The following is a 20,243-nucleotide window of genomic DNA, read 5'->3' on the forward strand; positions in this document are numbered from 1 at the left end:
TCAGCAACTTGCCCGATATGTTAAAGAAACACCAGTTATGTTAGTGACATTGCATAACGCTTGAGAGGAAGCATAAAAATGGCCGATGATGAAATCATTCTTTCGGAGCTTTCTGACGATGAACTCGTCGAGCAGATGCATGACGATCTCTATGACGGCCTGAAGGAAGAAATCGAGGAAGGCACCAACATTCTGCTTGAGCGCGGTTGGGTGCCTTACAAGGTTCTGACCGAAGCCTTGGTCGAGGGCATGCGCATCGTTGGCGAAGACTTCCGGGACGGCATTCTCTTCGTACCTGAAGTACTGCTCTCAGCCAACGCGATGAAGGCCGGCATGTTTATCCTGCGCCCTCTCCTTGCTGCAACCGGGGCACCGAAGCAGGGCAAGCTCGTCATCGGGACCGTCAAAGGTGACATTCATGACATCGGAAAAAATCTGGTCGGCATGATGATGGAAGGTGCCGGCTTCGATGTCATTGACCTTGGTATCAACAATCCGGTCGAAAAGTATCTGGCGGCGATCGAAGAACATCAACCCGACATTCTTGGCATGTCGGCACTACTCACGACCACCATGCCCTACATGAAAGTCGTCATCGACACGATGAAGGAAAAGGGCATCCGCGACGACTATATCGTGCTCGTGGGTGGTGCACCTCTCAACGAAGAGTTCGGCAAGGCCGTCGGCGCGGACGCCTATTGCCGCGATGCGGCGGTTGCTGTTGAGACCGCCAAAGCCTACATGAAACGCAAACACAATCAGCTTTCGGGAGCTTGATGGCGTGCAAAACGGCCGCATGAGCATGCGACCGTTTTGTTAGCAAGAAATCAATAAACGGCTGAGGCCCAGACGGCCCTAAGCGTTAATTAATTGGCTGACTTTGCCACGCGATGACCAGCGCTCTGGGTCGCATTGACCGTATTGGCCGTATCTTGACCCATGCCGCGAATCGTATTGGCACAGCCGGCAAGTGCGACGACTGCAAGTACAGCGGCAATCGGAGCGATATGTGATAGTTTCATGGACGGTATCTCCCGTTCTGCTAAAATTAAATCCAACGCTGGAACAACGCGATAGAGCAAGATCAGTTCCATGAATGCAAGCCGAAAGTCGACGAAGTCACCAGAGATCGTGCGGGTCATTGCTTGCGGGATGATTGCGCGCGAAATCCTCGCGATACGCGAACAATTTGGCCTCGAGCATATTGATCTCAAGTGCCTCCCCGCGATTTATCATCACTATCCGGATAAGATTGCGCCATCGGTAGATCGCGCAATCTTCAAAGCCAAAGCAGAAGGCATAACACGCATATTTGTCGGCTATGCAGACTGCGGTACGGGTGGCATGCTTGACCGCGTCTGTGAGAAACATGGCGTCGAACGTATCGCCGGCCCGCATTGCTTTTCATTCTATGCCGGCAACGAAGCCTTCTCCTCACAGTGGGACGACGACATGACGTCGTTTTTCATGACGGATTTCCTCGCCCGCCATTTCGAAGCGTTCATGGTCAAACCGCTGGGACTGGATCGGCACCCGGAACTGCGTGACATGTATTTTGGCAACTACACCAAGATGATCTACATGGCGCAGACCGATGACCCCAAGTTGAGCGCAAAGGCAGAGAGAGCGGCAGCATTTCTTGGCCTCGCCTACGAACGGCGCCTGACGGGTTATGGTGATCTCGTTCCCGCCTTGACCTCGGCTGCGGCTCCCGATTAGATTCTTCCTGATCGCCATCGGATGAACGACTTCTTCGTCTGTATGCCTGAATACCAAATCGAAACAGGTATCAATTCATTATGCTTCGCGCTGGATTCGCCACGATTATCCTTATTGCTTGCACAACTGTCGCCCAAGCAGATGGTGCGACAACGCGGATTATCACAAAGCCTGATCAAGCGAAGCTCGACAAGTATGAAGAGACGATGGGCACGGCTGTCGAAGAAGCAAAAAAAGGCGGCACTCCAACCGACGTAAAATGGCTGGAGGAAATCCTGGCCAAGCCCCACCTGCCCTTTGGTGAAGATTTCGATATGACTGGCGAATGGAAATGCCGAACGGCAAAGCTTGGCAACGAACCGGCGCTGGTGATCTATAGCTGGTTCAAATGTCGGGTTACCGATGATGGATCGGGGTGGATGCTAGAAAAGACAAACGGCTCGCAGCGCACTAAGGGGCGTTTCTATACTGACAGCGACAAGCGTCTCACCTATCTTGGTGCAGGTTATGTCGCCGGCGAAAAGCCCAGGAACTATGGCGCCGGTCCCGACGTTGATCAGGTAGGATACGCATACCGCACAGCAAAAAATGAGTTTCGAATCCAGTTTCCAGCTCCGGCTCGCGAATCTGTCATGGATATCCTCGAACTCAAACGTTGAGGTATATTCGTCATTGCAATGTCACCAACCTCGCGCCATATGCGTCAAAATGTGAACAAAGACGAGAAGATGGCCGCAGTCGACGCAGAAGAAAAGAACAAGCCAAACCGTGTCCCTGTACGTTTGACGCCAGACAATGACCCGCGCCCGCTCTCGCAGGTCTTCAGGGATTTGTCGCTTGCTGCAACAGCCCCGGTATCTTTTGACGAACTCGAAGACGCCTTTACAGATCGCAGTTTTGCCGCGCTCCTCACATTTTTTGCCATTTTGAATCTTATCCCGCTACCGCCAGGTACCGGGGTCATCACCGGAATTCCACTTGTGCTCGTTTCGGTACAAATGGTGATGGGGCGCGAATCTGTTTGGCTTCCAAGTTTCATGCGAACGAAAACCATTTCCCCTGACCGGTTCCGCTTGATATCGGCCAAAGTCGTTCCTTGGCTGGAATGGCTGGAAAAGTTTATCCGGCCGCGCAATTGGCCGTTTGGCCGCAAGCAGGGTGATCGCTGGCTTGGTGCTTTTACCACCATTCTTGGTCTGTCAGTGGTTCTGCCAATGCCGCTATCCAACTGGCTGCCCGCTTTCGCAACCGCGATTATCGGCATCGCACTTTGCGAGCGTGACGGCAGATTGATGTTGGGCGGACTGATACTCGGTGTCGTCTCGATCGGCATTGTCACGGGCTTTGCCTTCGTTGCCGCGAATGTGCTTGCCTATGCCGCAACCTTCTGGCCTTTCTGAACCAAATCCTTGTCGCAAAAACACCAATGCCGCACGTCGCATTTGAGTGAGCACGCGTCGTGAGGTAGCAAGCTTAGCCCCTGATTTTCCGGCAAAAGGGTCCCCATCGGAGGATGAATTGCATGGCTGATCTCATTGTCGTTTATTGGCGGGATATTCCCGCTCAAGTGACCGTCAAAAAGGGACGCCAGGCAGCCAAGCGCGAGCTTCCGATTCGTTTCACCGAGGCCATCGACATGTGTGCGATGCGCATTGGTGCGAAAGACTCCGATGCCTATCTGGCGGAATGGCGCCGCGGCACTCCGGTGCCTGTGAGTGATGATCTGGAGACCGAGGCGGATAGCGCCCTCGCCCGTATTGACAATGAATATGATCGGGAACGCCTTGTGGCGCTCGTAAAGGCAGGTGGACATGAGCATTCATGAATTCAAAGCGAAGTCGCAGCAGGATCAAATGACCAAGATCGCAGCATCCATTGAAGTCGCGGCTCGTCAGGCTATCGAATCCCAGGATTTGCCGGGGCTGTTCCCCACAGGCACCCGGGTCTACATCACCGATATGGGTACGGACAGCGTCGATACGCTGACGGCGGCTGCAAAGCGCATTCATGAGCTTGGCTATAAGCCGGTCCCGCATTTCGCTTCACGCCGTCTGTCAACAAAGGCGGCCCTCGAAACCCGCATCCGCCGAGCCGCGCAAGAAGCTGGCGTGACCGACGTTCTCGTCATTGGTGGCGGCCTCGAGCGTCAGGCAGGTGAGTTCTCCTCGACGATGGAAGTGTTGGAGACTGGTTTCTTCGACAAATACGGCATCACCGAAATGGGCGTTGCCGGCCATCCCGAAGGCAGCCCGGAGTTTTCCGAGGCCGTTGCGATTGAAGCTCTGCGTTTGAAGAAAGACTTCGGCGAACGTACTGGTGCAAAGCTGCGTGTTGTCACCCAGTTCGGTTTCGATGCTGATCGCTTTATCCGCTATTCGGAATCGCTGCGCCAGCATGGCGTCGACCTTCCCGTGCATCTCGGCGTTGCTGGCCCGGCCAAGATTACGACACTGATCAAATATGCAGCCATGTGCGGCGTCGGCAATTCGATCAGCTTCCTAAAGAAGAATGCCCTGTCGCTGACAGCGCTCGCCACAAGTCACTCGCCGGAAGGTGTTGTCGGCCCCATCGAGCAACACGTTTTGGTTAACCCGACATCTGCCATCAAGCAGATTCATATCTTCCCGTTCGGTGGATTGAAGAAGTCGTCTGAATGGCTTGTCGATCGCGGCTCGTGGAATGTGGACACGCAATACGCAAACGCAGCGACCAACTGAGGTAATTTGCATGACCCGTACGATCGTTGCCTCGGCGACCAGAGAAATCATCATCGGATTTGATCAGCCTTTCTGCGTCATCGGCGAGCGGATCAATCCGACCGGTCGCAAGAAACTGGCCGCCGAAATGATCACGGGCAATTTCGATACAGTCATCAGGGATGCTTTGGAGCAGGTCGCCGCGGGCGCAACCATGCTGGACGTCAACGCGGGTGTCACTGCGGTGGATCCCAACGCGACGGAGCCGGGCCTTCTTGTTCAGACGCTTGAAATTGTTCAGAATCTGGTGGATGTCCCCTTGTCGATCGACAGTTCGGTAAGCGCTGCCATCGAGGCGGCATTGAAAGTCGCCAAGGGCCGTCCACTGGTCAATTCCGTGACGGGTGAAGAGGAGAAGCTCGAAGCCATTCTCCCGCTCATCAAGAAGTACAATGTTCCAGTCGTTGCCATTTCCAACGACGAGACCGGCATTTCCATGGATCCTGACGTTCGTTTCGCTGTTGCCAAGAAGATCGTACAGCGCGCCGCCGATTTCGGCATTCCGGCCCATGACATCGTGGTCGATCCGCTGGTCATGCCGATCGGCGCGCTTGGCGATGCCGGTCGTCAGGTTTTCGCACTGCTGCGCCGCCTGCGTGAAGAATTGAAAGTCAACACCACCTGCGGCCTGTCGAACATTTCCTTCGGCCTCCCCCATCGTCACGGCATCAATGCCGGGTTCATTCCTATGGTGATTGGTGCGGGCATGACCTCGGCAATCATGAATCCTTGCCGTCCGCAAGAAATGGAAGCCGTCCATGCCGCGAATGTTCTCAACGGTACGGATGCCAATTGCACCTACTGGATCAAGAAATATCGCGATCACCAGCCGGCTGCCCCTGGCGCAGCTGCATCGGTATCCGTCCCTGCCGATTCGGCCGGCGGCGGGCGTCGACGTGGCGGACGCGAGGCGCGGCGCGGCGCCGCAGGCTGACGGTTTGCGTTACGCAAACTGACCAGCATAGAAAGGCGGGAGGCAACTAAACTGCCCCTCGCCTGAAAGTTTTGGAGTATCGATCGTGAACGCACCCGTCAAAGCACCAGAGGCGTCGGCAAAGGAAGCGCTCGTTCTCTTCATGCCATCGGGTAAACGCGGACGTTTCGCCGTTGGTACGCCCATTCTGGAAGCTGCACGCAGCCTTGGCGTATACGTTGAGAGCGTCTGCGGCGGCCGCGCCACCTGTGGACGCTGCCAGGTGGAAGTGCAGGAAGGCAGTTTTGCCAAGCACAAGATCGTCTCTTCACTCGACCACATTTCGGCATTCGGCGCCAAGGAACAGCGTTACGCTGAAAAGCGCGACCTGAAGGAAGGCAGACGCCTGTCATGTTCGGCGACGATCCTTGGGGATCTCGTGGTCGACGTTCCACAAGACGTCCAGGTCAATGCCCAAGTGGTGCGCAAAGCCGCCGACACCCGCATCATCGAGCGCAACCCGGCGATCCACATGTGCTATGTCGAGGTGGAAGAGCCCGACATGCACAAGCCGCTTGGGGATCTCGACCGGCTGAAGGCTGCTCTCGAAAAGGAGTGGGGTGTACGGAATCTGGAGGTCGACGCCCACATCCTGCCCAATGTGCAGAAAATCCTGCGCAAGGGCGAATGGGGCGTCACTGCAGCCATTTATCATGACGAGGAAACCTCACGTCCCGCTATGATCGGACTGTGGCCTGGCCTCAAGAATGAAGCTTACGGCATCGCCTGCGATATCGGCTCGACAACAATCGCCATGCATTTGTCGTCGCTGCTTTCGGTTCGGACCATCGCTTCGGCGGGTACATCCAATCCGCAGATCCGCTTCGGTGAGGATCTGATGAGCCGCGTTTCGTACGTCATGATGAACCCGGAAGGCCGGGAAGGCATGACGATGGCAGTGCGCGAAGCCATCAATGGCCTTATAGACAAGGTTTGCGCCGAGGGCGGCGTTGCCCGTGAAGATATTCTGGATGCCGTCTTCGTCGGCAATCCGATCATGCACCACCTCTTCCTTGGTATCGACCCAACGGAACTTGGTGGCGCGCCGTTTGCACTTGCCGTTTCCGGCGCAGTGCATATCAGGTCTTCCGAAATCGGTCTGCCAATGAACCCCGGCACGCGCGTTTACATGCTGCCTTGCATAGCCGGACATGTTGGTGCCGATGCTGCCGCAGCCACCTTGGCCGAAGGTCCGCACCGGCAAGACGAAATGATGCTTCTGGTTGATGTGGGTACCAATGCCGAGATCGTTCTTGGCAACAGGCAACGAACAGTCGCAGCATCCTCTCCTACAGGCCCCGCATTCGAAGGCGCCGAAATTTCTGGCGGCCAGCGCGCTGCGCCGGGCGCCATAGAGCGCGTCCGCATCGATCCTGTTACGTTGGAGCCAAAATTCCGGGTGATCGGCACCGAGCAGTGGTCCGATGAACCCGGCTTTAACGAAACAGTGCAAGCCAGTGGTATCACAGGAATATGCGGCTCAGCAATTATCGAGGTCATTGCCGAGATGTATCTTTCCGGAATCATTTCGGAGGATGGCGTCGTCGACGGAAGCCTTGCCGCCAGATCCCCTCGCGTTAAAGCAAATGGACGTACCTTTTCCTATCTTTTGCATGAAGGCTCCCCGACCATAACCATCACCCAAAACGATGTGCGCGCGATTCAGCTTGCCAAGGCGGCGCTTTATGCTGGTGTAAAGCTCCTGATGGACAAGCTCGGAATCGATCATGTCGATCAAATCCGTTTTGCCGGCGCTTTTGGTTCTTTCATCGATCCGAAATATGCGATGGTTCTTGGCCTTATCCCCGATTGCGATCTGGATAAAGTCCAGGCCGTAGGCAATGCTGCTGGCACCGGTGCCCGCATGGCTTTGCTCAATCGCAACTATCGCCGCGAGATCGAGGACACCGTCACACGCATAGAGAAGATCGAGACGGCGCTGGAGCCCAAATTCCAGGAACACTTCGTCTATGCCATGGCGATGCCGAACAAGATCGACCCGTTCCCGAAGCTGTCACAGGCCGTCGCCTTGCCACCGCGCAAGAATGTCAGCGAGGATGGTGTTGCAGGTGATGCTACACCACGCCGACGGTCGCGCGAGGATCGGGCTGCAAGGCGTTCGCGCGAATAACTTTGTTGGCTGGTATATTTCCGCTATCACACAGCTACGATGATCGATTCCGGAAATAACATGCCATGATAGCCTGCTTTGACATTGGCGGTTCTGCCATCAAGGGCGCAATCGCCTACTCGCCCGAAGATATAAGGCCGCAACCGAAAATACCGACGCCGTTGAACGATTTTGATACCTTCGCGTCAGCTATCGAAAAGATCGCAGCAGACGGCGGCGCTGCCCCCAAAAGCTTGATATCGATTTCCATCGCGGGGGTGGTTGATTCCGATACGGGCAAGATCACTTGCGCCAATATTCCATGCATTCATGGCCGTACATTGGTTGCCGATCTAAGCGAGAAACTACAAAGGCCAGTGCTCGTGGCCAATGATGCCGATTGCTTTGCGTTATCCGAAGCCGTTGTTGGCGCCGGACGCGGTCACCGCATTGTATTCGGTGTCATCCTCGGCACCGGTGTCGGTGGTGGCATCATTATCGATGGCAAGATTCATGAGGGGGCTGGCGGCTTTGCTGGCGAATGGGGCCACGGCCCGGTATCCGCCACGCTTGCAGGCAATCCGCCCGTCGCCATTCCGCGCTATGCCTGTGGCTGCGGCCAGGTAGGATGCGTTGATGCGGTGGGCGCGGCGCGCGGCATGGAAAGACTGCATGCTTACTTGCATGGTGTTGATCTGCCAAGTACCGCGATTATAGCGGCGTGGAATGCCGGTGACGCGGCGGCAGAACGTACTATTGAAGTTTATATCGATATCGTAAGCGGCCCGCTCGCGATGACGATCAACATCGTCGGCGCGTCTATCGCGCCCGTTGGCGGGGGGCTTGCCAATTCTGTAGAGCTGATCAAGCGCCTGGATGAGACAGTTCGAGCACGTATCCTGCGGAAAACAGATAAACCACTAGTTATTCCTGCAGAATTGAAGATTGAACCCGGTCTCATCGGTGCGGGCGTTCTTGGGTTGATGGAAATCTCAAAATGAGCATCCTGTTGGAAATCTGCGTGGACAGCCCCGGCGGTCTGGCAGCGGCTATCACGGGAGGAGCCGACCGCATCGAACTCTGTTCAGCGCTGGAGCTGGGCGGTCTGACGCCGACACCGGGACTGATCGGACAGGCTGCTGTCTCCCCCATTCCCATATACGCCATGATCCGTCCGCGTCCCGGCAATTTCGTTTTTGGTGAAGCCGATATCGACGCAATGCTGCGCGAGATCGATGTGATGCGCACCGCTGGGCTCGCTGGTGTGGTTTTCGGCGCCAACCTCACCAATGGCCAACTGGACCATACGACGCTCGAACGCCTCGTCAGGCAATGCGGCGGTCTTGGTGTTACACTGCACCGCGCATTCGACCTCGTCCCCGATCTTGCCGAGGCCATCAATATGGCGATCGAGCTCGGATTTGAAAGAATCTTGACTTCGGGACGGTCACTGACCGCGCTTGACGGGATCGATGACCTGGAAGCGACATTCGAACTTACCGCGGGCAGGATCAAGATCATGCCCGGTTCCGGCATTAACATTGGCAATATCGGTGTGCTGCGGGATCGCATTCCGCTTGAAGAAATCCACTCATCTTGCGCATCGGCCGCGCCCGTGCTCAGCGAAGCAGCAAGGCGGCTCGGCTTCGAAACCGCATCACAGAGGCAAACGAGCGTTGAACTCGTCAGAGCGTTGAAGGATTATTGTCTTCGGGTCAGTTGATACCTAGCAGCTAAGCTTGCCCGTCCGCTCATATCCCTCAAAATAAACCCGCAGATGCTGTGCGACAGCTTTGACATGCGCACCCGCATTCTTCGCAACAAGCATGCCGAGCCTGGATTCGCCGAGTGGGGGCAGACCGTGCTCAGCGCCGAGCTGTACCATGTTGTCTTCCAAAAGGAATTTCGAAAAAGGTGCAACGGCAAGATCCGCAACGATTGCTGCACGCTGGCCCATCGTATGGGCACTCATATAGGCAACGCGATATTCACGGCCCGCACTTTCCAGCGCACTGATCGCGTTGGCGCGCCAGATGCACCCCTCTTCCCACATTGAAAGCGGCAGTGGGTTGCGCTCATGGGCAGTCCCACATTTGGCGCCGGCCCAGATAATCTCCTCAGTCATGAGGACTTCTATGTCATCCATCTTGGCCAGTGTCTCGTTGACATTGACCAAGGTAACATCAAGACGCTGCTCATCAAGGCGTTTGCGCAGACTATTGCTTTGATCAATGACCACATCGACGGTTACATCCGGGTGAGATTCCGCAAAGCGCTTCAAGACAAACGGAAGCACCCGCTCGCCGACATCGTCCGGCGCACCGAGCCGCACGACACCGGAAACCGTCGGCGCTATAAATTTCGCCACTGTCTCGCGATTGAGAGCCAGCATGCGCCTTGCGTAACCAAGGAGAACCTCGCCGCTCGGCGTCAGTTTAACCGAGCGCGCATCCCGTTCGAGCAGCACGTGGCCCAGGGTCTCCTCCAGTTTTTTGATCTGCATGGAAACAGCCGACGGGGTACGAAACACAGCATTTGCAGCGCTCGAAAAACTGCCTGTTTCGGCAATCATTGCAAAGGTACGCAACACATCCAGGTCCAGGATCGGAATGGGATGATGCATCGGGGCTGACATGGCGCATTCTCCTCCATCAATTTTTCTGAAGCATAGTGTTTCGTAATTTCGTTTGATTGAACATCAACTTGGCGCGATAGTCAAGTTCATCAAAGGACATCACGCAAAATGATGCTCTTGCTGAAACAAGGAGAAGGAAAATGAGCACTTGCGATAACCTGTATCAGAGCGACATGAGAAGTTTCGCCGAACGGCTTGGGAGCTATTTCGCGGATCATGCGAATCACCTGGCCGCACGAATCAGAACCGCCCGCGATGTTTTTGTCCGGGAACGCCGCTTACGCGCTACGGAAATGGCGCTTGACGGATTACCGGAAAACATGCGTTGCGACATCGGCTGGCCAGATCTTTATGAGCGCCAAGTCAGCGAATGCAATCAGCTAAAGAACGCGCGGTTGTAAAATCATGAAGCAATCAACTCAAGGGAACAGATAACGGTCTATCTGCTCCCTTTTATCATATGTGATACCTGCGCTTTTGCGACACAGGTTTCCGCCCTTCCATTTAGAATAATTCTATGGTTCTATCTGAAAAAAAGCTCTAGAGACCACGCCCGTAAGTTGAAGTTGTTACTTCAGTTGCGACATGGCCTTAAAGCCAGATACGGGAACCTGGAATTACCATGGATCACATTGGTCTCAACAAGCGCTCATTCGTTTTCTTTCTCGTGCCGAATTTTTCGATGATCGCGTTTGCGACAGCCATCGAACCACTGCGCATCGCAAATCGCATGCTTGGGTATGAAGCCTATCGCTGGCGTCTTGCCTCCGTGGATGCGAAGCCTGTCACGGCCTCGAACGGTGTGGAATGCGCCGCGAACACATCATTGGAAGACGAGAGGCGGTACCTGACCGGCGAAGAAAGGCCATCCATGGTCTTTGTGTGCGCCGGTATCCACGTCGAGAAATTCCACAACAAATCAGTCTTTGCCTGGCTTCGCGAAGAATTCAACCGCGGCGTCGCTGTTGGCGGACTCTGCACCGGGGCGCATATTCTCGCAGCGGCTGGTCTGCTTTCTGGCAAGCGGTGCGCGATCCATTGGGAGAATCTTCCAGGTTTTGCTGAGGCCTTTCCAAAGGCCGATGTATACGCCGACCTGTTCGAGGTTGACGGCAATATCTACACCTGCGCCGGCGGGACCGCCGCGCTGGACATGATGCTCAAGCTCATCGGCGATGATTTCGGCGACAATATCGTCAATCGTGTCTGTGAACAGGCTCTGACTGACCGCGTACGCAGCCCACACGACCGTCAGCGACTGCCGTTGCGCGCGCGTCTCGGTGTGCAAAACTCCAAGGTTCTGACAATAATCGAATTGATGGAAGCGCGTCTGTCCGAACCACTATCATTGATCGAAATCGCTGATCACGTTGGACTGTCGCGCCGCCAGATCGAGCGCCTGTTCCGCCAGGAAATGGGGCGCTCGCCAGCCCGCTACTATCTGGAGATCCGTTTGGACCGTGCCCGGCATCTGTTGATTCAATCATCCATGCCGATCGTTGAGGTGGCTGTCGCATGTGGATTTGTCTCGGCATCGCATTTTTCCAAATGCTACCGTGAACTCTACGGCCGTTCGCCGCAGCAGGAACGCGCTGATCGCAAGCAGTTGATTGCAGCGTAACTCATCTCGATTCCCAATCCTGCATCCGCCTCTGCCATATTCGCTCGCCTGAAAGGCAGTCGATTTGCGGCTTGTCCTGGGCCAGGATCAGCGGCAACGTCTGTGACGGCAGCCAATCTGCTTTCTGCGTGGTAGGAGTATCGCCCGCCAACTCCAGCACCAGTTTCCGGCGCACAGCCTCCGGAAACTGGTCCCAGGAATTAACCGGGACCATGAAAGCACCCGGTCCGCCAATGACGCAGCTGCTGTAATAGAGATCAAGGTCCTTCACGGCCCAGTCGGAGTAAAAATCCCCACGCGTCATCAACGGCAATCCGTTGATCGTAATGCCCTTGGCAATCGCTTGATCGCGAGCGTCAGCCACTGGGCGACCATTGTTGTTCGCGCCGTCGCCTGAAATATCGATAACTCGTCGCGAGGCCTTGAAGCCATTGTTGTCGAAGAGGGTACTGGAAAAATCGATAGCCCCGGAGATCGATGTCCGACTTTGTGTTGCAGGGATTGGCTGATCGAGCGCATCCGCAAGTTTTTCCGCAGAGTCCGCGCCATCGACCAACGTCCAAGGAACGATAATTCGTTGTACGTTCGATCCGGCCCATTCAACATAAGTAACGGCTACACGACCGTGAATACCGTCGCGAATGGCATCGACGACTTCCTTGCGCCGAAGCGCCGCGACATAGCCATCGCGTTGAATCTTCTGCTCGAAAGTTTCCATGGATCGGGATGCGTCGACGGCCAAGACCAACTCCACATCGACCTCAGTATCCGCTGCTTGCGCGCGCGTCGAAAAACTGGCTAACAAAGCTGCCAGTGACAGAAAACTACAAAGAGTCTTCATACGCGATGACATGCATGAAGTGTAACTCAAATCGCCGGAACGCAAAGCGACTTCCAGCGCGATCACATTCTGTTGAACAAAGGCACTAAATCAAAAATGGCGCCCGTCGGCGCCATTCTCAAGATCGGTTTTCGACAGGTTTAAGCCTTCAAGCGCTCATTTTCGGTATCGAACGGCGATTCCTGAATCACGATCGCTTTGTGTGTCTTTCCCAATATCTTGATCTCGACCTGAGTGCCGAGAGCAGAGTATTCAGGCTTCACCATCGCAAGCGCTATGCTTTTGCCGAGGCGCCAGCCATAGCCACCATGAGTGGCACGGCCAACAAGTTCACCTTTCACATATATCGGTTCACTGCCGCGAGCATCGACATCCGATACACCCGGAACGAGCACTTCCAGGGTCACGAAGTTCCATTTCAGACCATTTTCCCGCGCCTTGACCACAGCGTCACGTCCGATGAACTCTCCCTTGTTGGGATGAACGAAGCGGTCAAGACCGCTTTCAAACGCATTGTATTCGATAGACAATTCGCGCGGGATCAAGCGATATGACTTTTCTATCGCCATCGCTGTCATTGCACGGATACCGAAAGGCTTGATACCGAATTCAGCGCCGGCTTCGAGCAACAGATCATAGATAGTGTTCTGCTGTTCAATTGGATGGTGTAGTTCCCAGCCAAGCTCGCCAACGAAATTGACGCGCAATGCATGCGCCGTTGCAGTACCAACGCTGATCTCTTTGCCGGAAAGCCACGGAAACGCCTCGTTGGACAGATCGGCACGCGTTAGTTTCTTCAGAACCTGGCGGCTCTTGGGTCCCGCCAGAACGAGAACACCATACATCTGCGTAATAGGACGCAAGGTGACAGAGCCATCGTCCGGCAGCAGCTTGTGCAAATAATCGTGGTCATGATTTTCGTAAGCCCCCGCCGAGACAAGATAGAATTTCCCTGGGGACCACTCATAGACTGTGAATTCCGAACGAACCCCGCCAAGCGGCGTCAGGAGATGGCAAAGCGCGATACGGCCCTGCTTTTTCGGAATGCGATTAGCCAGTATCGAGTCGAGCCAAGCCCGGGCACCTGGTCCGGACACTTCCATCTTGGCGAAAGCCGACATGTCTAGAAGACCGACATTGTTCGTCACATTTTTGATCTCATGACCGACATGTTCGAAATAGTTGGAACGCCGGAACGACCAGAGCTCCTTGATCTTGCCGTCAGCATCAGGCTTCGGATGATTGTGGTTCATCAGAACATCTGGCTTGTCGAGTTTGGCAACGTCGAGCCCGTATCCTTGCGGTGCGAACCAATTGGCGCGCTCCCAGCCATAAACAGTTCCGAACACGGCACCGAGTTGCTTCTGGCGATCATAGGAAGGCGAACGCTTTAACGGCCGGGCAGCACCTCGCTCCTCGTCTGGGTAATGGACCGAGAAGACCTCGGCATAGGCCTCTTCATTCTTTTCTTTAAGGTATCCTTCGGTCGCGTAAGGACCGAAACGGCGTGGATCGACACCCATCATATCGATAGACGGTTCTCCTTCGACGATCCATTCGGCCAGCTGCCAACCGGCACCGCCGGCGGCGGTGACACCAAAGGAGTGTCCCTCATTCAACCAGAAGTTTTTGAGACGTGGCGCAGGTCCAATGATGGGTGAGCCATCGGGGGTATAGGCGATGGCGCCATTATAAACCTTCTTGATACCGACTTCACCAAATGCCGGGACACGCGCGATCGCGGTTTCGATATGCGGTTCGAGGCGGTCGAGGTCTTCCTGGAACAATTCATATTCGCTGGCATCCGAAGGGCCATCGACGTAACAGACGGGGGCACCCCGCTCGTATGGCCCAAGCAGCAAGCCGCCATTTTCCTCGCGCATATACCAGGAACTGTCGCTTTCGCGTAAAACACCCATTTCGGGCAAGCCTTTTGCCTTCCGCTCAAGAATTGCCGGGTGTGGCTCGGTCACGATATACTGATGTTCGACGGGAATAACCGGCACATCGAGGCCGACCATTTTGCCGGTCTTGCGGGCAAAGTTGCCGGTTGCGGACACCACATGTTCCGCGGTGATGTCACCCTTATCGGTCTTTACCAGCCATTGGCCAGACGGCAATTGTTCGATGCCAAGCACGGTCGTATAGCGGTAGATTGTTGCACCACGATCGCGCGCACCCTTGGCAAGCGCCTGCGTCAGATCCGCCGGCTGGATATAACCGTCTTCCGGATGCTGGATTGCGCCAATAATGCCGTCCATCTCGGCAAGCGGCCAGATCTCCTTGACCTGCTCGGGTGTCAGGAGCTTCACCGGAACGCCGATCGTTTCGGCCACACCCGCATAATACATGTATTCGTCCCAGCGATCCTGCGTGCGAGCAAGGCGAATATTGCTGCAATTGGTGAAGCCGACATTCATGCCGGTCTCCTCTTGCAGCTCTTGATAGAATTTGACCGAATATTTATGAATCTGGCCAACCGAATAGCTCATATTGAACAAGGGCAGCAGACCAGCAGCGTGCCAGGTCGAACCGGATGTCAGTTCCTTGCGCTCAATCAGGACAACATCACTCCAGCCCTTCTTGGCCAGATGATAGAGTGTTGACACACCTACTACCCCACCGCCGATAACGACAACACGCGCCTCAGTCTTCATTTCACTTTGTCCTTTGGTATCGATCGATGGCCGGAACGGCTCCAACAATTTTTTTGCACTATGGCGTTTCGTATGTCCATCGCTAAGGCCTGTTTGCGACATGGCGAAAACACGCCGCGACGCCTGGTAGACAGGCCGTATTTTATAGGAGCATTCGACAAATTTCGGGAGGCGTTTAACGCAATGTGGAGGATTAAAGCTCTAAGGATAGTGGTCACGCGCCGCGGAACCTGAGTCGAAGTCGAATGCCGGATATTTCCAGAAGCTCCACCAGAACTTCAGCACAAATGTTCTCACCATTGGTGTTGCTCGCGCTTGTTCTGGTGTTCCTTGTTGTTCTTTTGTCGCTCCCCTTGGTCATCCCAATCGGCCCGATGTATTGGGATACCTACATCTATCTCGATGCAGCCCAACGCATAAAACTTGGCCAAGTGCCGGCTGTGGATTTTCTCGCACCCGTCGGCGGCCTTGAATACTATCAATTCTACTGGCTTCAGAAACTTTTCCCCGGCGGGCAACCTACGTTGATTGCACAATGGTCCGTGCTAATTTCTGCCGCACCTTTGATGGCAATCATTCTTGCTGAAATCGACAAGAAGAGCCGAAAGATCGCCTTTGCGATCCTTGTTCCATTTCTTGTTTTTGCGCTGTGCCCGACCAACACACAGAGCTTTCATTCCTATCCCGGCGTCAACGGTTTCGGCATTTACAATCGCCACACCTCCCTGCTGCTCTATGTTCTCGTCAGCGCACTGGTTTTCTTGCCGAATGGCCGAAAGCTCGCCCTCATCGCCGCGCTGACGATGCTTGCGCTGTTCTTTACCAAGATAACGGGGTTTTTGGCAGGCGGACTGATCGGTTTCTATGCGATCCTCTCAGGCCGTCTCCTGTGGCGCTATGTATTGCTGGCGTTATGCATCTTTGCCGTGGCGCTTCTGGTACTCGAGTTCAATCATGGAATGGTGTCTGCCTATGTAGAGAGCATCTTAGCTCTGGTCAGGATGAACGAGGGCCTGCTTCTGCCTCGCTTTCTGACTGTTTTTTCAATCAAGCTCGACGTCATCCTCGCGGCGGCAGGTCTGATACTTTTCCTGTTCCGGCTGGACTGGAGCCCCCTTACGGACCATTGGCACAATCTTCGCAAAAAACCGACAACAGCAAATATCGCTGCGCTACTGGATCGCGATTGGCTGTGGATCGGCGTCACGCTGGTCGCTGGCATTTTCCTTGAGACACAGAATACCGGCAGCCAGGAATTCATCTTTCTCTGGCCAGTTCTTCTCGCGGTGCTGCGCAAAACACCGAAATTGTCCGAAAGACGCCGGCTGATTGTCTATTGTCTAGTTGCGTTTACCGCGATCCCGACGATCACCAAGGTTATGCAAGGCACTCTACGCTTTGTCGCTGTGGCGCCGACATATGTGGAAGCGCCGGTCACTGATGTAAAAACGATGGGCCTCGTTTCTACCCGCAAGGATATCATGGAACGGGTGAACCTGCTGGAATCCCACTATGCCTCTAATGCCGGGGCCTACCGCCAACTGGCGGAGGCGGGACAACTGCCGAGCTGGCAGCTCTATTCTGAACTTGACTACCAGATGTTCTGGGTGGTCTCCGCCGATCGCGCTCTCAATGCGCTCAAGCAGTTCGAGAGCACGAATAGTGTCCATTTGAACAGTTTGATGACGCTGGATTTCGTCAATCCGTTTCCGTGGATACTCGATCGCGACGCAACCCGAAATGTTCAGATTGGTGCCGACCCATTCCGCACTGTCGGTGATCTGACAGAAGCAGAAGAAACCTCTCTGCGCCAGACAGATGGCATTTTACGCCCGTCCTGCCCGACGACCAGCGCGCGGCTTTCTCTGCAGCGTATCTATGAAAAAGCCTTGGCGGACCGGATCGTCGTAAAGCTTGACGATTGTTGGGACCTGTTGCTGAGGCCGGGTATCAAACTTTCCGGCCAATCCTGACAGCAGAAAGCCGGACCAAAGCCCGGCTCTTCTGGAATTCCGGTGTTATTTTACCTGCGCTTTGACGAAGTCTTTTACGATCCGTACGATACCGCGTGACAGCACTTCGTCGAGCGCTTTGATGAATGTGTCGACATGTTCCCGTCCGCAAATCAGTGGCGGCTCCAGGCGGATAACATTTCGATTGTACTCAGTGAATGCGACCAGCACACCATGATCGCGCAGGAGGTGGCTGCCGATAAACCCCGGAAGCGAACCCTTCAACTTGTCATCCAGTACGGCAAGAACGGGGCGCAACACTATTGGCACCGTCTTGGAGAAATCGTGGAATTCGAGACCGACCATCAGGCCCTTGCCACGTACGTCCTTGATCATCGTCGGATATTTGACTTTCAGCTCTTCCAGCTTTTGCAATAGATAGTCGCCAGTTGCTGCGGCGTTATCGATCAGATGTTCGTCGTAGAGAATATTCATCGCTTCGATTGAAGTGACACAGGCTTCGCCAATCCCGCCAAATGTGGCCATGGCATGGATCATTGCTGTCTTGGGCGTGCCATAGGCTTTCATATAGACCTCGCGCCGGGCGATCATCGCGCCGACAGCCGCCTTGCCTCCACCCAAGGATTTGGCCAAGGCGGTTACATCGGGCACAACGCCCGCATGTTCGAAAGCATAAAACCGGCCGGAGCGACCAAAGCCACACTGGACCTCATCGGCAACCCAAAGCACGCCATACTGATCGCATAGCGAGCGCAGTTTTTGCCAGTACTCCTTCGGCGCCTGAATGATACCACCACCGCCCTGAATGGTTTCCAGTACAATGACACCGATTTCAGGATCGGAGCGGAAAGCATTCTCGACGGCATCGATATCGCCAAATGGAACACGAACCGTATTCTCCACCAGCTTGAACTCACCGCGATAAAGCCCTCCGTCGGTAATCGAGAGAACGCCCTTGGTTTTGCCGTGAAATGAATTCTCGGCATATACGATCTTCGGCTTCTTGGGACCTGCGGCGCGCTCGGCAACCTTTATCGCCGCCTCCATTGCCTCCGATCCCGACGATCCGAGGAATACCATGTCAAGATCACCGGGTGAGCAAGCGGCAAGGTTGTGCGCCAAGGCGGTCGCATATTGCGACATGAAAGCAATGGCTATTTCCTGACGCTGTTCATCCTGGAATTTCTTGCGCGCCCCGACAATCCGCGGGTGATTATGGCCGAAAGCAAGAGAGCCGAAGCCGCCAAAGAAATCGAGAATGGCGCGGCCGTTTTGATCATAATAATACATGCCTTCCGCACGGTCGATTTTCACCTTGTGAAAACCGAGAAGCTTCATGAAATGCAGCTGACCGGGATTGAGATGCCTGGTGAAAAGCTCGGTCATGCGCGGCAGCGTCATGGCCTTGGCCTCTTCGACCGTGAGCAGATCTGGCTTTCCTATAAGTCCCTGGACCGCCTCGTGCTGTGCTGTAACCTTGTTCATCGCCATTCCCCGTTATTCCGCCGCTATCGACGATGGTTGCTGCACGGCTTTGCCGTCTTTGATATTGCGATACTCCTTATATGCTGCAATGAGCATATCCTCATCGCGATATTGCGGTATCCAGCCCAGTTGACGCTCCGCTTTCGACACATCAAGTACGCACATTTCGTCCGCGATCAAATATTGTTCCGGATCCATGATCGGCTTGTTCATCCAGTCGAAGAAGTCGAGTGTGCGTTTTACCGCCCAGGCAGGTGTTGGTAGCAGGATCGATTTCGATCCTGCGAATTTCACCAGGTCGCCGAGCAGTTTGCGAACAGGCGGCGGGTTCAGCGAGCCGAGATTATACGCCTCATTTGGCACGCCAGCCTTCCATGCCGCACGTGCGGCTTCCGCACAATCGAACACTGAAATGAACTGATAAGGGTTCTTGCCGGAGCCAATCATCGGTACCGGCAGGTTGTAATCGACCAATTTGAACAACTTTTCGAGGATACCAAGTCGGCCCGGCCCAATGATCAGGCGTGGGCGAAACAGGGAGATATTCATTCCGCGCATGCGCCATTCTGCTGCCAGTTCCTCGGTTTTCAATTTCGACATTCCATACTCACCAAGCGGTGCCGCGGGGTGGTCTTCGGTCTGGGGCCAGACATAGGTGTGGCCATAGATCATGTCGGTCGTATAGTGTACGAGCTTCCTCGCACCCGCCTTGTCCATCGCCTTGATAATGCTCTCGGTACCGAAGTAATTGACCGGAAAGAAGAAATCGTGCCGCTTCGCCCGCACCTGCAACGGCGAAAGCATCTTGGCTGACAGGTTGTAGACCATGTCGTCGGCCTTGATACCCACTGCTGCGATGGACTTCGGTTCGGTCACATCGCATTTGACGAAGTTCACATCGCCATAGTGGGACAGATCGCTCTTGGCGATGTCCGCCACAACGACTTCCTCTCCCCCGGCAATCAGCTTCGGTGCCAGATGCCGCCCGACGAAACCGTCGCCACCAAAAATAACGTGTCTCATTTCTTCAACTCACTTACGAGGATGTTGTGGAAGCTGGTGGCGTTTGTTCGCCAGGCGTTTCATGACGTCCGCTCTGGGCGATCAGAATGGTTCCGATCATGATGAAGGCGATGCCCGCAATCTTGAACGTTCCGAGTTCCTCCTTGAACACTGCCCAGGCGAACAGGGCGACGGCCACATAAGCCAGGCTGAGGAACGGGTAGGCGAAGGATAGATCGACCTTGGAAAGCACATAAAGATGTGAGGCCATGGAGATGACAAACATCGTCAATCCGGCGAAAACCCAAGGGTTGAAAATGATCTGGAATATTCTCTGGATGATCGTATCGGCGCTGAAGCTGATCGGCCCCAGCGTTATCATGCCGTATTTCAGCATAACTTGCGCCGCCGCATTGGTCATGACGGTGAACAGGATAAATGGAATGTATTTTGTCATGACGGAACGGCCCC

The 20,243-nt window shown here is 54.8% G+C and carries 20 protein-coding genes; 13 read left to right on the forward strand and 7 right to left on the reverse strand.

Going from position 1 to position 20,243, the window contains the following annotated elements:
* Nucleotides 1–78: 78 nt before the first annotated feature.
* Nucleotides 79–777, forward strand: coding sequence for a cobalamin B12-binding domain-containing protein (locus FHS21_RS14350; protein ID WP_112528690.1), 699 nt, complete (start codon nt 79–81; stop codon nt 775–777).
* Between the two features lie 89 nt (nt 778–866).
* On the opposite strand, the gene FHS21_RS14355 is transcribed toward FHS21_RS14350, so the two are convergent.
* On the reverse strand, nt 867–1,022 hold the full coding sequence (locus tag FHS21_RS14355) for an entericidin domain-containing protein (protein WP_112528692.1): 156 nt from the start codon (nt 1,020–1,022) through the stop codon (nt 867–869).
* A gap of 70 nt (nt 1,023–1,092) precedes the next feature.
* Here FHS21_RS14355 and FHS21_RS14360 point away from each other — a divergent pair, with 70 nt between their 5' ends.
* The 9 genes from FHS21_RS14360 (at nt 1,093) to FHS21_RS14400 (ending at nt 9,281) form a co-directional block, all read left to right on the forward strand.
* Complete coding sequence (locus tag FHS21_RS14360) at nt 1,093–1,719, forward strand: DUF1638 domain-containing protein (protein WP_112528694.1); 627 nt, start codon at nt 1,093–1,095, stop codon at nt 1,717–1,719.
* A gap of 80 nt (nt 1,720–1,799) precedes the next feature.
* Entirely contained in the window at nt 1,800–2,378 is a 579-nt protein-coding gene (locus FHS21_RS14365; protein WP_112528696.1) for a DUF4893 domain-containing protein, read from the forward strand.
* Nucleotides 2,379–2,447: 69 nt separating this feature from the next.
* Nucleotides 2,448–3,119, forward strand: a complete 672-nt coding sequence (locus FHS21_RS14370) for an exopolysaccharide biosynthesis protein (protein ID WP_246411029.1) — start codon at nt 2,448–2,450, stop codon at nt 3,117–3,119.
* Nucleotides 3,120–3,241: 122 nt separating this feature from the next.
* Nucleotides 3,242–3,544, forward strand: coding sequence for a virulence factor (locus tag FHS21_RS14375; RefSeq protein WP_183662365.1), 303 nt, complete (start codon nt 3,242–3,244; stop codon nt 3,542–3,544).
* The gene (locus FHS21_RS14380; protein WP_376772109.1) at nt 3,531–4,436 is read left to right on the forward strand and encodes a methylenetetrahydrofolate reductase; all 906 of its coding nucleotides are present in this window, start codon (nt 3,531–3,533) and stop codon (nt 4,434–4,436) included. Before FHS21_RS14375 ends, FHS21_RS14380 begins: the two co-directional genes overlap by 14 nt.
* Before the next feature lie 10 nt (nt 4,437–4,446).
* Nucleotides 4,447–5,409 carry a methyltetrahydrofolate cobalamin methyltransferase gene (locus FHS21_RS14385; protein WP_112528700.1) on the forward strand — a complete coding sequence of 321 codons (963 nt, stop codon included), beginning with the start codon at nt 4,447–4,449 and terminating at the stop codon, nt 5,407–5,409.
* Between the two features lie 142 nt (nt 5,410–5,551).
* Entirely contained in the window at nt 5,552–7,579 is a 2,028-nt protein-coding gene (locus FHS21_RS14390; RefSeq protein ID WP_183662404.1) for an ASKHA domain-containing protein, read from the forward strand.
* Nucleotides 7,580–7,644: 65 nt separating this feature from the next.
* The gene (locus FHS21_RS14395; RefSeq protein ID WP_112528704.1) at nt 7,645–8,559 is read left to right on the forward strand and encodes an ROK family protein; all 915 of its coding nucleotides are present in this window, start codon (nt 7,645–7,647) and stop codon (nt 8,557–8,559) included.
* Complete coding sequence (locus FHS21_RS14400) at nt 8,556–9,281, forward strand: copper homeostasis protein CutC (protein WP_112551505.1); 726 nt, start codon at nt 8,556–8,558, stop codon at nt 9,279–9,281. Before FHS21_RS14395 ends, FHS21_RS14400 begins: the two co-directional genes overlap by 4 nt.
* A 3-nt stretch (nt 9,282–9,284) precedes the next feature.
* Here FHS21_RS14400 and FHS21_RS14405 read toward each other — a convergent pair whose 3' ends face one another.
* Nucleotides 9,285–10,193: a LysR family transcriptional regulator gene (locus tag FHS21_RS14405; RefSeq protein ID WP_112528708.1), complete on the reverse strand. Its 909-nt coding sequence runs from the start codon at nt 10,191–10,193 to the stop codon at nt 9,285–9,287.
* Between the two features lie 140 nt (nt 10,194–10,333).
* On the opposite strand from FHS21_RS14405, the gene FHS21_RS14410 reads away from it, so the two are divergent.
* Both FHS21_RS14410 and FHS21_RS14415 read left to right on the forward strand, forming a co-directional pair.
* Complete coding sequence (locus FHS21_RS14410; RefSeq protein ID WP_183662367.1) at nt 10,334–10,594, forward strand: hypothetical protein; 261 nt, start codon at nt 10,334–10,336, stop codon at nt 10,592–10,594.
* 221 nt (nt 10,595–10,815) lie between these two features.
* Entirely contained in the window at nt 10,816–11,814 is a 999-nt protein-coding gene (locus FHS21_RS14415) for a GlxA family transcriptional regulator (RefSeq protein ID WP_112528712.1), read from the forward strand.
* A gap of 1 nt (nt 11,815) precedes the next feature.
* Here the strand turns inward: FHS21_RS14415 and FHS21_RS14420 are convergent, their stop codons facing one another.
* Nucleotides 11,816–12,667: a DUF1194 domain-containing protein gene (locus tag FHS21_RS14420; protein ID WP_112528841.1), complete on the reverse strand. Its 852-nt coding sequence runs from the start codon at nt 12,665–12,667 to the stop codon at nt 11,816–11,818.
* 128 nt (nt 12,668–12,795) lie between these two features.
* Nucleotides 12,796–15,312, reverse strand: coding sequence for a GcvT family protein (locus tag FHS21_RS14425; RefSeq protein ID WP_112551511.1), 2,517 nt, complete (start codon nt 15,310–15,312; stop codon nt 12,796–12,798).
* 287 nt (nt 15,313–15,599) lie between these two features.
* On the opposite strand from FHS21_RS14425, the gene FHS21_RS14430 reads away from it, so the two are divergent.
* Complete coding sequence (locus tag FHS21_RS14430; RefSeq protein ID WP_112528714.1) at nt 15,600–17,285, forward strand: hypothetical protein; 1,686 nt, start codon at nt 15,600–15,602, stop codon at nt 17,283–17,285.
* A 45-nt stretch (nt 17,286–17,330) separates the two neighbouring features.
* Here the strand turns inward: FHS21_RS14430 and FHS21_RS14435 are convergent, their stop codons facing one another.
* The 3 genes from FHS21_RS14435 to FHS21_RS14445 are packed head-to-tail and all read right to left on the reverse strand — an operon-like array spanning nt 17,331 to nt 20,229.
* Nucleotides 17,331–18,770, reverse strand: a complete 1,440-nt coding sequence (locus FHS21_RS14435) for an aspartate aminotransferase family protein (protein WP_112528844.1) — start codon at nt 18,768–18,770, stop codon at nt 17,331–17,333.
* 12 nt (nt 18,771–18,782) lie between these two features.
* Nucleotides 18,783–19,793 (reverse strand): NAD-dependent epimerase/dehydratase family protein, encoded by a 1,011-nt coding sequence (locus tag FHS21_RS14440; RefSeq protein ID WP_112528716.1) that lies wholly within the window; start codon nt 19,791–19,793, stop codon nt 18,783–18,785.
* 13 nt (nt 19,794–19,806) lie between these two features.
* Nucleotides 19,807–20,229, reverse strand: a complete 423-nt coding sequence (locus tag FHS21_RS14445) for an EamA family transporter (RefSeq protein ID WP_112528718.1) — start codon at nt 20,227–20,229, stop codon at nt 19,807–19,809.
* Nucleotides 20,230–20,243: the final 14 nt, after the last annotated feature.

Source organism: Phyllobacterium trifolii, from assembly GCF_014192095.1.
GTDB lineage: Bacteria > Pseudomonadota > Alphaproteobacteria > Rhizobiales > Rhizobiaceae > Phyllobacterium > Phyllobacterium trifolii.

Excerpts from the sequence above, each read along its gene's own strand:
- FHS21_RS14445 (WP_112528718.1), bottom strand. The coding sequence starts at position 20,229 with ATGACAAAATACATTCCATTTATCCTGTTCACCGTCATGACCAATGCG.
- FHS21_RS14435 (WP_112528844.1), bottom strand. The coding sequence starts at position 18,770 with ATGAACAAGGTTACAGCACAGCACGAGGCGGTCCAGGGACTTATAGGA.
- FHS21_RS14425 (WP_112551511.1), bottom strand. The coding sequence starts at position 15,312 with ATGAAGACTGAGGCGCGTGTTGTCGTTATCGGCGGTGGGGTAGTAGGT.
- FHS21_RS14375 (WP_183662365.1), top strand. The coding sequence starts at position 3,242 with ATGGCTGATCTCATTGTCGTTTATTGGCGGGATATTCCCGCTCAAGTG.
- FHS21_RS14400 (WP_112551505.1), top strand. The coding sequence starts at position 8,556 with ATGAGCATCCTGTTGGAAATCTGCGTGGACAGCCCCGGCGGTCTGGCA.
- FHS21_RS14350 (WP_112528690.1), top strand. The coding sequence starts at position 79 with ATGGCCGATGATGAAATCATTCTTTCGGAGCTTTCTGACGATGAACTC.
- FHS21_RS14360 (WP_112528694.1), top strand. The coding sequence starts at position 1,093 with ATGAATGCAAGCCGAAAGTCGACGAAGTCACCAGAGATCGTGCGGGTC.
- FHS21_RS14380 (WP_376772109.1), top strand. The coding sequence starts at position 3,531 with ATGAGCATTCATGAATTCAAAGCGAAGTCGCAGCAGGATCAAATGACC.
- FHS21_RS14440 (WP_112528716.1), bottom strand. The coding sequence starts at position 19,793 with ATGAGACACGTTATTTTTGGTGGCGACGGTTTCGTCGGGCGGCATCTG.
- FHS21_RS14395 (WP_112528704.1), top strand. The coding sequence starts at position 7,645 with ATGATAGCCTGCTTTGACATTGGCGGTTCTGCCATCAAGGGCGCAATC.
- FHS21_RS14390 (WP_183662404.1), top strand. The coding sequence starts at position 5,552 with ATGCCATCGGGTAAACGCGGACGTTTCGCCGTTGGTACGCCCATTCTG.
- FHS21_RS14365 (WP_112528696.1), top strand. The coding sequence starts at position 1,800 with ATGCTTCGCGCTGGATTCGCCACGATTATCCTTATTGCTTGCACAACT.
- FHS21_RS14355 (WP_112528692.1), bottom strand. The coding sequence starts at position 1,022 with ATGAAACTATCACATATCGCTCCGATTGCCGCTGTACTTGCAGTCGTC.
- FHS21_RS14405 (WP_112528708.1), bottom strand. The coding sequence starts at position 10,193 with ATGTCAGCCCCGATGCATCATCCCATTCCGATCCTGGACCTGGATGTG.
- FHS21_RS14410 (WP_183662367.1), top strand. The coding sequence starts at position 10,334 with ATGAGCACTTGCGATAACCTGTATCAGAGCGACATGAGAAGTTTCGCC.
- FHS21_RS14420 (WP_112528841.1), bottom strand. The coding sequence starts at position 12,667 with ATGTCATCGCGTATGAAGACTCTTTGTAGTTTTCTGTCACTGGCAGCT.
- FHS21_RS14370 (WP_246411029.1), top strand. The coding sequence starts at position 2,448 with ATGGCCGCAGTCGACGCAGAAGAAAAGAACAAGCCAAACCGTGTCCCT.
- FHS21_RS14430 (WP_112528714.1), top strand. The coding sequence starts at position 15,600 with ATGTTCTCACCATTGGTGTTGCTCGCGCTTGTTCTGGTGTTCCTTGTT.
- FHS21_RS14415 (WP_112528712.1), top strand. The coding sequence starts at position 10,816 with ATGGATCACATTGGTCTCAACAAGCGCTCATTCGTTTTCTTTCTCGTG.
- FHS21_RS14385 (WP_112528700.1), top strand. The coding sequence starts at position 4,447 with ATGACCCGTACGATCGTTGCCTCGGCGACCAGAGAAATCATCATCGGA.